Raw genomic sequence first — 12,330 nt, 5'->3', positions numbered from 1 at the left:
ATTGTTATCACAACGAATAGGAAAGCAAATGTTTAATATGAAATGGGTTTTGACTTTATTGTTATGCGTGTTTACACCATTTGGGTTGGCGGCAGATACAACAGCGGATAAATATGAAGGAATTGAAATTACCGTAAACATCAATTCAGCGACAGCAGAAGAGATTGCAACAATGCTTAAAGGGATTGGTGAAAAGAAAGCGCAGGACATTGTGGACTATCGTTCCGAGCATGGGCCATTCAAAACAGTGAGTGACCTTGGGAAGGTTAAGGGGATCGGAGATGCTACTTTGAAGAAAAACGAAGGTCGCATCATCCTCTAGCCACGGCTTTTATACATCGTGTTATTGATTTTAGTATCCGGTTAGTACTTCCCCGAACCTGCCCTTTCTTGGTTCGGGGTTTTTTATCCAAATAATCGGCGATGGCAGCCTTTTTCCAGCAGCGCCATGCCTAGCCCGCCGATAGCCCCAAATAGGTGGGCATCAATTGCGACGCGTGCCCCAATCATTGCGGCTGTACTCGTAGAGGGGCCATGGAGTTGTTCCCAAGCCACTTTAGCTATCAAACCAGCGACCAAAAATAAGCTGCTTCGCCTTGCTTCGAATACTTCTCTTAACGCCCAAAAACCAAACAAACCATGCAGCACACCAGAAAGTCCCACATAGACTTTCATGTTGGTGAACAAATTCAAAGCACCGACGAACGTACACAGCAGTAGAAAGACAATCAGGAAGTTTTTTGTACTCGGGCGGAAAACAAAGCTAATAATCCATAGTCCGGCCAAGTTCATGCCTAAATGAGCAAAGTTGGTATGAGTTAAATTTCCTGTTACGATTCGCCACCATTCACCGTGGCGAATATTGTAGGCGTGCCACTCGTTCAGGCTCGCCATTGGTTCAAATTGCAGTGCTACGCAGATAAGGCTGATGATGGTCAGCAAAGTATAAAGGTTCACTCTATGTCTCGTTATTGTTCTCAGTGTGGAAAATCGCGCAAAGCTTGTATTTGCTCTTGGATTGTACCGCTAGAAAGCGGAGTCGAACTTATCATTCTTCAGCATAGTAGTGAAGAGCATCGTCCCCTTGGTACGGCACGGATTCTAAATTTAAGCTTAGATAACTGTACTTGTTTGATAGGTGAAGACTTTTCTGAGGATGAAACCTTAAACAACTTACTTGCGGATGGCTATTATCAGCATTTGATTCTCTATCCATCGGAGCAATCCATATGCCTGTCTGAAGTTGAAGAAGAGAAGCGTTTAAACAACAAGAAAATTCGTCTTATCTTGTTGGATGGAACCTGGAAGAAAGCGTACAAGATGTGGCAGCTTTCAACCAATCTACATGGCTTACCAACAGTGAAGCTCCCTGAAAATCTTCAGGGTGGGTATACGATTCGAAAAGCGCCTTCTCAGAACAGCCTATCAACGGTAGAAGCGGGATTTTATGCACTAAGCATACTTGAACCTAACCGTGATTTTACGCCTCTGCTGAATGTGTTTGAAAAGATGATTGAGTTTCAAATCGCCCAGATGCCTCCGGGCGTTTTTGAAAACAACTATCTGAAGGACAGTAACGACTAAAGCACAATAGACGAGAACAACTGACGATGCAGTTTCTGCGCATGGCCGTCGGTCATAGCAGAAATGTAGTCAGCAATGACCCTCATTTTATCGCTTTCAGAGTCGGCCTGGCACCAAAGAGCTTTGGTGTGTATCGGAAGTAGACGTTCAGGCGCGGCCGTCAGCGCTTCAAAGATATCCATGATGATCTGTTGGCCCTTGTATTCCACAATTTGCACTTGCGGAACCTGAATGACATACTGGCTAACGAAATGTTTCAGCACATCCAGTGCTTTTGCTGTTTGTGGCTCTAAGCAAGCATTCCAAGACAGTAACGGACTGGTAAAGGCAACATCCACTGCTTTGATTGAAATACTGGTGAGCAAGGCATTCACCATACCGCCAATCGCGTCTTTTCTTTCATGGTGTTTACCACTGAACAACATTTGGCCAATGGAGTCGATATGTGCCTCAAACCAAGGATCCCCACAATCGGCCAACTGGCTCGCTGCACCTTCCTGCCACTGATGGCGAGTCACCATCCCGAGGACGATCGCATCCTCTAGATCATGAACCCCGTAGGCAATATCATCGGCGAGTTCCATGATGGAGCAATCCAGCGATTTAAAGCGCGTTTTGCTGTGTTCTAAGTCCGACTCTGGCTCATTGCGCATTTGGCTAAGCTGAGCTTTGTCATTGTCTGTAAGAGGCTCCAGAACCCATTCGAACAGTGCTTTGTCACAGTCGTATATCCCTTTTGCCGGGTACCATTCGTGCGCTTTGAGTTTTCGTTGGTGTTCTGCTGGCGCAGGTAAAATGGTTGAGCGAGTCTGGCTTATCAGGGCTGGGTATTTGATCAGACCAAGCAGCGTTCGCCGTGATAAGTTCATGCCAAAGTGTTCCGTATACAGCTCTAACTTGGTCACGATACGAAAGGTTTGTGCATTGCCTTCAAAGCCGCCGTGTTCTCGCATCATGTAATTCAGCGCGATTTCACCACCATGTCCGTACGGAGGATGCCCGATGTCGTGCGCCAGACAAAGCGAATCTATCAAGCTATCGGAAGGCAATAAATCGCGGAATTCCGGTTGTTTCTTTTTCAGCTGTGCAACGATTCCCGTTCCTAGCTGAGCCGCTTCAAGTGAATGGGTTAACCGGGTGCGGTGAAAGTCTTCTAAGCTGTTACCGTGTACCTGGGTTTTAGCCTGTAGGCGACGGAATGCGGCAGAGTGCAGGATTCGGGCCCTGTCACGTTGGTACGGGCTTCTGTGGTCATCTCGGCGGATCTTATGTTCATCGTCATGGCGTTGCTGCCATTGTGAGTGCAATTCAAATGACACGAATATCTCCTATGACTAAGACCTTAACTGATTTCATCCAGTGACAACTCAAAGCTTGGTGCAAAGGTAGTCAGAAAGTAATCCATTTCTGGTGTGTGACGCTCTTGCAATGTCACTTCAAGTCTCTTTTTCGCTAAAGCGAACTCGTGGTTACCTGCACTCAATTCTTCTAAGCATTTCAAATAGGCGCAAATGGAATCAGCTTGTTTGACGATCTTAGCATCTTCTTCGTGCGCAGAGTGAGAAAGAAGAAAAGGGGCAAAGTCTTGATGAAACTCTTCAGGCAGCATAGACAGAAGCTTTTGCTCTGCAGCGGCTTCAATCTTTTTATACTCTTTCGCGATTTCTGGATTGTAGTACTTAACAGGCGTTGGTAAATCACCAGTAAGCACTTCACTTGAATCGTGATACATCGCGAGAAGGGCAATGCGTTCAGGGTTCAGAGCGCCGCCAAACTTCTTGTTTTTGATTAAAGCCAGGGCATGGGCAACAAAAGCGACTTGTAAGCTATGTTCTGAAACGTTTTCTGGTGATACTGAGCGCATCAAAGGCCAGCGTTGGATCAGCTTCATTCTTGCCAAGTGGGCGAAAAAATGACTCTCTTTCATAGCTTTCTCCGTTTCTGGTGTAAAAAAGGAACTCACTAGGAGTTCCTCTAAGCATATGAGAGATCAGTACTAATTACTACCAGTGATTCATTACTGGCTATAAGTCGTTAAGAAGCGCTCGAATCGTCCGATTGCGGTTTCAAGATCTTCGACATGTGGGAGTGTCACGATGCGGAAGTGATCCGGTTTTGGCCAGTTAAAGCCGGTGCCCTGAACCAGAAGGACTTTTTCTTGCTTGAGGAAGTCCAGTACCATTTGCTGATCGTTTTTGATGTTGTACATCTTGGTATCAATTTTCGGGAACAGATACATTGCGCCTTTCGGCTTAACGCACGATACCCCCGGGATTTGCGTGATCAGCTCATAAGCGCGATTACGCTGCTCGAGCAGGCGACCACCAGGCAAAATAAGTTCATTAATACTCTGGTATCCACCGAGCGCGGTTTGGATCGCGTGCTGCATTGGTACGTTTGCACACAAACGCATTGACGAGAGCAACTCTAAGCCTTTTATATAGCCAGGCGCGAGGTGCTTCGGCCCTGTAAGGAACATCCAGCCGCCACGGAAGCCACAGACGCGGTATGCTTTCGAGAGGCCATTGAACGTCATCACGAGGACGTCTTCAGTCAGGGTTGCGACTGAGGTGTGTGTTGCACCGTCGTAAAGTACTTTGTCGTAGATTTCGTCTGCAAAAATGATCAGATTGTGCTGACGAGCAATTTCAATGAATTCAAGTAAGAAATCACGACTGTAAACCGCACCCGTAGGGTTGTTCGGATTGATTAAAACGATACCGCGAGTTTTCGGCGTGATTTTACTCTTGATATCCTCTAAATCTGGGTACCAGTCTGATTCCTCATCACAAATATAGTGCACAGGCTTACCACCGGAAAGTGCTACAGAAGCGGTCCACAATGGGTAATCCGGCGCGGGAATTAGCAGCTCGTCACCGTTGTTTAGCAGTGCCTGCATCGACATCATGATCAACTCTGACACACCATTGCCGACGTAGACATCTTCTACGTCCAGAGAGCGAATACCTTTACGCTGGTAATGTTGAACCACCGCTTTTCTTGCTGAGTAGATGCCTTTGGAATCAACGTAGCCTTGAGAAGTTGGCAGATTTCGGATTACATCGACTAAAATCTCATCAGGGGCGTCAAAACCAAATGGGGCGGGGTTACCAATGTTTAGCTTTAGGATTTTATGCCCTTCTTCTTCCATGCGCTTAGCATGTTTGAGTACAGGACCCCTAATGTCGTAGCAGACATTATCGAGTTTTGACGACATCCCGATATTTTGCATTGTTTAATTCCTAAAAATTCGTTAATTTCTTTATTAAAATACAATAATTTGTAATTTAATAGAATATATATCTGTAAAATTATCTGTTTGTAGGTTGCGTTTTGCACGTTTGCTGTTTCGCGATATTGCAAAAGATCGCATACAGCCTTGATTTGCTTTGGGTCTAAACTTAGAGTAGCCATAAGTTACCCTTTATCCTCACATACTACGAGGTTGATTTGTCACAGTTCCATCAAGCCGTACAAAGAATTATCAAGCGAGTTCAGAAAATACAAGGCAATCCAATGCGTTTGGTTGAGCCTCTTGGCGAGAAACCACACTTTTCATTGATTGATTGGCTTGATGCGCAACCACTTTTTCCCAAGTTTTATTGGCAATCCCGTGATACTCGTGAAGAAGTCGTCGCTCTCGGACAATTGCATTCTTTTGTCGACCCAGGTTCAGCCTATACGATTCTGGGAGAGGGCCAGCGAGTGTGGGGTGGGCGCTCTTTTGACGGTCAGCACGAGAAGAATCGCCGCTGTATGTCATCCTTTTTCTTTTTGCCGCAAATAGAATTGATTCGCTTTGATGAACAATGGTCTTTAGCCGTTAATATTGCTGAAGATTCATCCCGTACCTTGGCTGGATTACACAAGCTGGCGTGTGATGTAGCAGCCTTAACGCCAGTCTCCTCCCATATTCGATCGATTGAGCATACACCGACTCAGCCAGAGTGGAACGACCTAGTTGAAAACGTGTTGAATGGAATCGAGAACAATGACTTCAAAAAGGTGGTTCTGGCTCGCCGTTCCACGCTTCATCTCGATAATGAGTTGAGTGCGGCGCAATTGCTCAAAGCAAGCGCGAGCCAAAATCATCATAGTTTCCATTTTCTGTTCAGTCTGGATCGAAAACACAGCTTTATGGGCTCTACACCAGAGCGTCTCTATGCTCGTATTGGTCGTGAACTTTATACTGAAGCTTTGGCTGGCACCATTGGTCGTGGTGATAACGCGACCCATGATATGGAACTGGCGAACTGGCTATCCGCAGACGTAAAGAACCTAAAAGAAAATCAGTATGTTGTGGATGATATTGTTGAACGTTTATCCCCTCACTCTGAATCAGTCGAGGTGGAAACGGATCCCCGATTAGTGCGACTGAGAAAAGTGCAGCATCTCAAACGCAATATTCATGCAAGCCTGAAGGCCGATATCAATGGTGTACAACTGCTTTCCGCGTTGCAACCCACGGCAGCTGTTGCCGGGTTACCTCGTAAAGAGTCTATGCAGTTTATTCTTGAAAATGAGCCGTTTGCACGAGGCTGGTATGCGGGTTCGATGGGATACATTAGTCACGAACGCGCGGAATTTTGTGTTGCGATAAGAAGCGCTCTGGTGCTTGGAGACCAAGTACAGCTATTTGCTGGCGCAGGCATTGTGCCGGGCTCTGTTGCCGAGCATGAATGGGCTGAACTGGATAAGAAAATGTCAACGTTGCTAACGCTCATCTCTGAGCACCCGCCACTTGGAGTGGCATCATGAGTCATGATCAAGCTGTATTGAATCGCATTTGGTCTGAAACACTACTGATAGAACTGCATCGATTTGGCGTAGAGCATGTTTGCATTGCACCTGGCTCACGATCGACGCCGTTAACCCTGGAAGCGGCCGATAATCCTAATTTTACCATTCATACCCACTTCGATGAGCGTGGATTAGGCTTTATGGCATTGGGCTTAGCGAAAGCCAGGCAAAGGCCGGTAGCGGTCATTGTGACTTCGGGTACTGCCGTCGCGAATTTACTGCCAGCGATAGCGGAAGCTAAATTAACCGGTGAGAAGCTGGTGCTGTTAACCGCAGATCGTCCGGTAGAACTGGTTGGCTGCGGCGCAAATCAAGCCATCAATCAATTGGGCATTTTTTCTCAACATGTGTCTGCGAGCTTGAATCTTCCAAGTCCGACAGAAACGACGCCGCTTAACTGGTTGCTCACCTCCATTGATGAAGTGATGTTTACCCAGCGACAAGAAGGAAGTGCAGTCCATATTAACTGTGCTTTCCCTGAGCCACTCTATTCCAATGGCTTTAAAAGCCAATATCAAGATTACCTCAGCTCTGTTGATGGTTGGCGAGATAGTGGCCGAACGTACACTCAGCGTTTCGCCCCTTTAACTGTCAGTGATATACCGTCATTTGCACACAAGAAAGGGGTCGTGATTATTGGCAGTCTACCTTTAGAAGAATCTCAAGCCGTACTGTCATTTGCTCAACAGATGGGCTGGCCGGTGTTGGCGGATCCACAAAGTGGTGTCAGTTCTGAATGGGCACATTACGATTTGTGGTTGCCTGTACCTAAACTGGCTCAGCAGCTTGAATCCTGTGATCTGATTGTTCAGCTTGGCAGCCGTATACTCTCGAAACGATTGAATCAATGGATTGACACTCAGGTTACTCGAAGTGGGGAAGTTCAGTACTGGTATATCTCACCGCGTTCAAATCGCAATAACCAGAGCCATCTGCCGCAACTACATTGGGTTGAATCGCCAAAAAGCTGGGTGGAACGTGTCTCTGCTGTCAATTCAATTGAGTCTGGATGGGCAAGCCAGCTAAAAGCGGACGTTGAGCAAATCAGCCAGCACATTAGACACTCGTTTTTAAGTGCATCGACCTTCGACTTAAATGAAGTTGCCGTGGCGGTTGATATCGAAGAAAGGGCGAAAAACGTAGACGTCTTTATTGGCAATAGCCTATTTGTTCGCTTAGTCGATATGTTTGGTCGTCTGGGCAATAGTGAAGTGTTTTCCAATCGTGGCGCTTCTGGTATTGATGGGATTCTGGCTACGGCATCTGGCGTACAGCGCTCTCGTGACAATCCATTACTGGTTTATATTGGTGATACCTCCGCTTTGTATGATCTCAACTCATTAGCGCTGTTTACTCATTCGAAACAGCCTACGGTCATTGTTATTACCAATAATGACGGCGGTGCCATTTTTGACATTCTCCCGGTGCCACAAGAACATCGTCAGACTTATTACCAGATGCCTCATGGCTATCAGTTTGAACATGCGGCGAAACAGTTTGGTTTGAGTTACCAACAACCCAAAACGTTAGAGCAATATCAAGCTCTGGTCTCTGAGCACTTTGAGCATGGCCAAGGTACGTTATTGGTAGAAATACAAACACCACCAAGCCAAGCGGTTGAACTTATTAAGATATTTAATAACAACTTGCATGCTAAATTCTAAGCACTTTCCTTCAAACAAAAAACACCAAAGTGGCTTCCAACCCACTTTAGTGTTTTTACACGGCTTGTTGGGAAGTGGAGAAGACTGGCAAGCATGCTTGGATGAGTTAACCGAATTTGATCGGGTCACTATCGACTTACCTGGTCATGGTGCGAGTCAGGCGGCTTTTTGCTCTGATTTAGATGATTGCTGCAAATCTCTTCATTCCACACTATCTTTACTATTTCCCTCACGCCAGCCACTTATTTTGATCGGCTACTCAATGGGTGGCCGCATTACCATGCATGGGTTAGCGAATAACGGCTTTCCAGATCTCAATATTTGCGCGGCAATTGTTGAGGGAGGAAACTTCGGGCTACAGACGGAGTCAGAGAAACAAGCGAGGTTTGAAAACGATCATCGCTGGGCATTGCGCTTTGAAAATGAACCTATTGCACACGTTTTGAGCGATTGGTATCAGCAGGCGGTGTTTTCTTCACTAAACCATGAGCAAAGACAAACATTAATTGCAAAGCGCAGTGCTAATCTTGGCTCTTCGGTCGCGAAGATGTTGAGGGCGACGTCGCTGGCAAAACAGTCTTATCTGTTACCAGCATTGCAAGCGCAACCTGTACCGGTTTATTACCTGTGTGGCGCGAAAGATAAAAAATTTAGTCAACTGGCAGCAAGTTGCGGGTTGACGTATTGGCAAATTGAGGGAGCAGGGCACAACGCCCATCAAGAGCAACCCAAACAGTTTGCGATACACGTAGAGCAAATAATTCAATCTCACTTCCAGTGAGAGTAACGATAACAATGGGAATCACCATGGCAAAAACAGTAGGCATTTCTGAAGAAGAACTTTACGCTCCGGTTGAATGGAAAGATTGCAGCGAGAAATATGACGATATCCATTATCACAAGTCATTAGATGGCATCGCAAAAATAACCATTGCGCGACCACAAGTACGCAATGCGTTCCGTCCTCAAACAGTGAAAGAGATGATTGATGCGTTGGCAGATGCGCGTTATGACTCTGCTGTTGGCGTGATTATTTTAACTGGTCTGGGTGAAGATGCGTTCTGTTCTGGTGGTGACCAGAAGATCCGTGGTGATTACGGCGGTTATAAAGATGACCAGGGTACCCACCATTTAAACGTTCTGGACTTCCAACGTGACATTCGTACCTGTCCAAAACCAGTCATTGCTTCTGTTGCTGGCTGGGCTGTCGGTGGTGGCCATGTTTTACACATGATGTGTGACCTGACCATTGCAGCGGAAAACGCGCAGTTTGGTCAGACGGGTCCTAAAGTTGGCTCGTTTGATGGTGGCTGGGGTGCATCTTACATGGCTCGTATCGTCGGTCAGAAAAAAGCACGCGAAATCTGGTTCCTGTGTCGCTTCTACAATGCGCAAGAAGCATTAGATATGGGCTTAGTAAATACCGTTGTGCCTCTGGAGGAGCTTGAAAAAGAAACCGTTCGCTGGTGTCGTGAAGTACTTCAGCACAGCCCAATGGCGCTGCGCTGCCTGAAAGCGGCGTTAAATGCGGACTGTGATGGCCAAGCTGGCCTGCAAGAACTTGCGGGTAACGCAACCATGATGTTCTATATGACTGACGAAGGTCAGGAAGGTCGCAACGCCTTTAACGAGAAGCGTCGCCCCGATTTCGATAAATTCCCTCGTAACCCTTAACCCGTATGAAGAGGGGCCAGAGCGCTTCTCTGAATTGAATTTAAATCCCAAGTGCCTCGCCCTCTGGGAGGCTGGCAGGTTTTCTACCGCTACATGTTTGGGTTATACGGTATCTGATTAGGAGAGGACTATGCGTAAAGCGAAGATTTACCGTTACTGCCTTCCGATGGACAGTGGCGTTATATTGCGTGATAACAAATTGACCGAGCGTATCGGTTACATTATTGAGTTAAGTGACGGTGAGAACGTAGGCCTAGGAGAGGTTGCCCCTCTCGATGGTTTTAGCCTCGAAAGTGCCGATGAAGCAGGTATTCAGCTACAAGACCAAGCGGAGCGTTGGGTTGCTGGCTTATCGATTGATTACGCCAATATGGTTCCGTCGGTTGCCTTTGGCTTGTCGATGGCTCAACTTGAATTAGCTGGGGAGTTGCCTCAAGATGGTCAATATCAAGCGGCCCCACTTTGTACCGGTGACCCAGATGACTTGATCCCTAAGCTCAATGCAATGGAAGGTGAAAAAGTTGCCAAGGTCAAAGTCGGGCTTTATGAGCCAATTCGTGACGGTATGTTGGTGAACCTGTTTCTGGAATCAATCCCTCAACTTACATTACGACTTGATGCCAATCGCGCCTGGACGCCAGAAAAAGCACAGCAGTTTGCCAAGTATGTAACGCCATCTTTACGTCAACGAATCTCATTCTTAGAAGAACCTTGCCGTTCGCCGGGCGACAGTCTGTCGTTCGCAATTAATACCGGCATTGCCATCGCCTGGGATGAAACCTTACAAGATGCGGCTCGCCGTGAAGATTTCCGCCTGGAAGATCTCACCGGCGTGAAGGCTATCATCATTAAGCCGACACTGATTGGCTCGGTTGACTTCTGTATTAAGCTGATAGAAAAAGCAAAAGCGCTTGGGATGAAAGCGGTGATTAGCTCAAGTATTGAATCCAGTTTGGGACTGACTCAACTTGCACGCTTTGCGAAATGGCAACTGCCTGATGACGTTCCGGGATTAGACACTATTGGACTGTTTAAAGCCCAGTTAGAGCAAGGTTGGCCAGAGTGTGAACTTCCAATCGTCCCTCTCGCTGAGCAGGAGTTAGTGTGGCAATCAGCGTAGAGCCATTCGCGACAGAGCTATTCATCACAGAGAATAGCGCGATTGCACCATGGAAATATTGGGCTCAGACGAGCCCTTTTTCAAATGCGCTAGAGACACCAGAACAATCCTTTACTTGGCAGCAGCTTGAGTCCCTTGTTGAGCACTATGCACACTATTTGCAGGAACAAGGAGTAGGGGGCGGAGATATTGTTACGCTGGTAGGTAAGAACCAAGCTGAGACGGTGTTGTTTTATCTGGCGGCACAATCGATTGGTGCTATCGCCGCATTAACAATGCCACAACCGTTTGAGGCTCTTAACAGCAAGTTAGACACTTTGTACCAGCCAGAACAGTCACGTTATGTCTGGTTTGCCGAGAGCGGGTTTAGCGCTTATTCGAAAACAGAGAAGACGGCTCTGAGCTGCAACCTACTGACTTGTCCAAACAATCGTTCGAGTAAAACCAGCACTAAGCAGGAGAGTTGCTATCGTCATGACAATGCGGCGTCGATTGTCTTCACTTCTGGCTCAACCGGAGTGCCAAAGGCCGTGGTGCATACTCATCGACAACATTATGCCTCCGCGGATGGTTTGCTCAGCGAGTTTAAGTTCGCTGCACAGGACACTTGGCTGTTGTCACTGCCTCTTTACCATGTCTCTGGGCTAGCGATTATTTACCGCTGGTTGTTTGCCGGCGCAACGCTGAAGGTCGGCGCTGGGCATCTGGCTAAGGATATTTTAGGCGCTTCTCATGCATCGTTAGTACCGACGCAACTAAAACGATTATTGGATGACAAGGTTGAGCTGTCTTTGTCTCACGTGTTGCTGGGAGGCAGCCATGTCGACCATGCGCTAGCACAGCGTGCAGCAAGTCAGGGAATCGAAACCTGGCTGGGCTACGGTATGACAGAAGCGGCGTCTACCGTGACAGCAAAGCAAATCGACAAAACCAGTAATGCTGGCCACGTGCTCAAAAATCGCGATATCAAGTTAGTTGATGGCCGTATTTTTATCGGTGGACAAACCTTAGCATCTGGCTACTTTTTTCAAGGTAACATTACGCCGCTGGTGGACGAATCAGGCTGGTTTGACAGTAAAGATTTAGGTGAATGGCAGCATAAGGAACTGAAGATTATTGGCCGGGCTGATAATCAGTTTATCTCCGGCGGTGAGAATGTTCACTGTGAAGAGATAGAAGCGGTACTCAACCAGATCGAGACTGTGGCGCAAAGTATTGTCGTGCCAGTCGAAGATGCGGAATTTGGTCACCGACCTGTGGCTGTGATTCAAACCGACCAGTTAATGAGTTCAGAGTACTACGAACATTTCCTGCAGGCCAAACTTGAGAAGTTCAAGTGGCCAATCGCCTATCATTCGATGCCGAAGACGTTATTCGAAGGCGGAATCAAAGTATCGCGCAAAGCGGTGAAAGAATGGTTGCTGGGAGGATTAACCAGTCTCAAATAAGGTTAGTCAATTTTGCTATGTGTTAGTCATAAAGGGAATT

12 protein-coding genes are annotated in these 12,330 nt (G+C 46.9%); 8 read left to right on the top strand and 4 right to left on the bottom strand.

Annotation, left to right across the window (positions count from 1 at the left end; all coding sequences use genetic code 11):
* The first annotated feature begins 37 nt into the window (after nucleotides 1-37).
* Complete coding sequence (locus tag OO774_RS11155) at nucleotides 38-322, top strand: ComEA family DNA-binding protein (protein WP_264906106.1); 285 nt, start codon at nucleotides 38-40, stop codon at nucleotides 320-322.
* Nucleotides 323-405: 83 nt separating this feature from the next.
* Here OO774_RS11155 and rrtA read toward each other — a convergent pair whose 3' ends face one another.
* Nucleotides 406-957, bottom strand: coding sequence for a rhombosortase (rrtA, locus tag OO774_RS11150; RefSeq protein WP_264902473.1), 552 nt, complete (start codon nucleotides 955-957; stop codon nucleotides 406-408).
* Nucleotides 958-960: 3 nt separating this feature from the next.
* Between rrtA and OO774_RS11145 the strand changes: the two genes are divergently transcribed.
* On the top strand, nucleotides 961-1,584 hold the full coding sequence (locus tag OO774_RS11145) for a DTW domain-containing protein (RefSeq protein WP_264902472.1): 624 nt from the start codon (nucleotides 961-963) through the stop codon (nucleotides 1,582-1,584).
* Here OO774_RS11145 and OO774_RS11140 read toward each other — a convergent pair.
* From OO774_RS11140 to OO774_RS11130, 3 genes are all read right to left on the bottom strand, one after another.
* On the bottom strand, nucleotides 1,581-2,903 hold the full coding sequence (locus OO774_RS11140; RefSeq protein ID WP_264902471.1) for an anti-phage deoxyguanosine triphosphatase: 1,323 nt from the start codon (nucleotides 2,901-2,903) through the stop codon (nucleotides 1,581-1,583). The genes OO774_RS11145 and OO774_RS11140 overlap by 4 nt on opposite strands.
* 23 nt (nucleotides 2,904-2,926) lie before the next feature.
* Complete coding sequence (gene yfbR / locus OO774_RS11135) at nucleotides 2,927-3,511, bottom strand: 5'-deoxynucleotidase (RefSeq protein ID WP_264902470.1); 585 nt, start codon at nucleotides 3,509-3,511, stop codon at nucleotides 2,927-2,929.
* A gap of 90 nt (nucleotides 3,512-3,601) precedes the next feature.
* Nucleotides 3,602-4,816 carry a pyridoxal phosphate-dependent aminotransferase gene (locus tag OO774_RS11130; RefSeq protein ID WP_264902469.1) on the bottom strand — a complete coding sequence of 405 codons (1,215 nt, stop codon included), beginning with the start codon at nucleotides 4,814-4,816 and terminating at the stop codon, nucleotides 3,602-3,604.
* 218 nt (nucleotides 4,817-5,034) lie between these two features.
* On the opposite strand from OO774_RS11130, the gene OO774_RS11125 reads away from it, so the two are divergent.
* From OO774_RS11125 to menE, 6 genes are all read left to right on the top strand, one after another.
* Nucleotides 5,035-6,342, top strand: a complete 1,308-nt coding sequence (locus OO774_RS11125; protein ID WP_264902468.1) for an isochorismate synthase MenF — start codon at nucleotides 5,035-5,037, stop codon at nucleotides 6,340-6,342.
* Complete coding sequence (gene menD / locus OO774_RS11120) at nucleotides 6,339-8,048, top strand: 2-succinyl-5-enolpyruvyl-6-hydroxy-3-cyclohexene-1-carboxylic-acid synthase (protein ID WP_264902467.1); 1,710 nt, start codon at nucleotides 6,339-6,341, stop codon at nucleotides 8,046-8,048. The genes OO774_RS11125 and menD overlap by 4 nt, the downstream gene beginning before the upstream one ends.
* Nucleotides 8,035-8,829: a 2-succinyl-6-hydroxy-2,4-cyclohexadiene-1-carboxylate synthase gene (gene menH / locus OO774_RS11115; protein WP_264902465.1), complete on the top strand. Its 795-nt coding sequence runs from the start codon at nucleotides 8,035-8,037 to the stop codon at nucleotides 8,827-8,829. Before menD ends, menH begins: the two co-directional genes overlap by 14 nt.
* A 26-nt stretch (nucleotides 8,830-8,855) precedes the next feature.
* Nucleotides 8,856-9,722, top strand: coding sequence for a 1,4-dihydroxy-2-naphthoyl-CoA synthase (gene menB / locus OO774_RS11110; RefSeq protein ID WP_264902463.1), 867 nt, complete (start codon nucleotides 8,856-8,858; stop codon nucleotides 9,720-9,722).
* Nucleotides 9,723-9,852: 130 nt separating this feature from the next.
* Entirely contained in the window at nucleotides 9,853-10,842 is a 990-nt protein-coding gene (gene menC, locus OO774_RS11105) for an o-succinylbenzoate synthase (RefSeq protein WP_264902461.1), read from the top strand.
* Nucleotides 10,827-12,290, top strand: a complete 1,464-nt coding sequence (gene menE / locus OO774_RS11100) for an o-succinylbenzoate--CoA ligase (protein ID WP_264902459.1) — start codon at nucleotides 10,827-10,829, stop codon at nucleotides 12,288-12,290. The genes menC and menE overlap by 16 nt, the downstream gene beginning before the upstream one ends.
* Nucleotides 12,291-12,330: the final 40 nt, after the last annotated feature.

The organism is Vibrio sp. STUT-A11 (assembly GCF_026000435.1).
Classification (GTDB): Bacteria; Pseudomonadota; Gammaproteobacteria; order Enterobacterales; family Vibrionaceae; genus Vibrio.
This window is presented reverse-complemented; position numbering and strand designations above follow the sequence as displayed.

What these genes read in the sequence shown, in the direction of transcription:
- OO774_RS11155 (WP_264906106.1), top strand. Translation starts at nt 38, where the DNA reads ATGAAATGGGTTTTGACTTTATTGTTATGCGTGTTTACACCATTTGGG.
- OO774_RS11145 (WP_264902472.1), top strand. Translation starts at nt 961, where the DNA reads ATGTCTCGTTATTGTTCTCAGTGTGGAAAATCGCGCAAAGCTTGTATT.
- yfbR (WP_264902470.1), bottom strand. Translation starts at nt 3,511, where the DNA reads ATGAAAGAGAGTCATTTTTTCGCCCACTTGGCAAGAATGAAGCTGATC.
- OO774_RS11130 (WP_264902469.1), bottom strand. Translation starts at nt 4,816, where the DNA reads ATGCAAAATATCGGGATGTCGTCAAAACTCGATAATGTCTGCTACGAC.
- menD (WP_264902467.1), top strand. Translation starts at nt 6,339, where the DNA reads ATGAGTCATGATCAAGCTGTATTGAATCGCATTTGGTCTGAAACACTA.
- menH (WP_264902465.1), top strand. Translation starts at nt 8,035, where the DNA reads ATGCTAAATTCTAAGCACTTTCCTTCAAACAAAAAACACCAAAGTGGC.
- menB (WP_264902463.1), top strand. Translation starts at nt 8,856, where the DNA reads ATGGCAAAAACAGTAGGCATTTCTGAAGAAGAACTTTACGCTCCGGTT.
- menC (WP_264902461.1), top strand. Translation starts at nt 9,853, where the DNA reads ATGCGTAAAGCGAAGATTTACCGTTACTGCCTTCCGATGGACAGTGGC.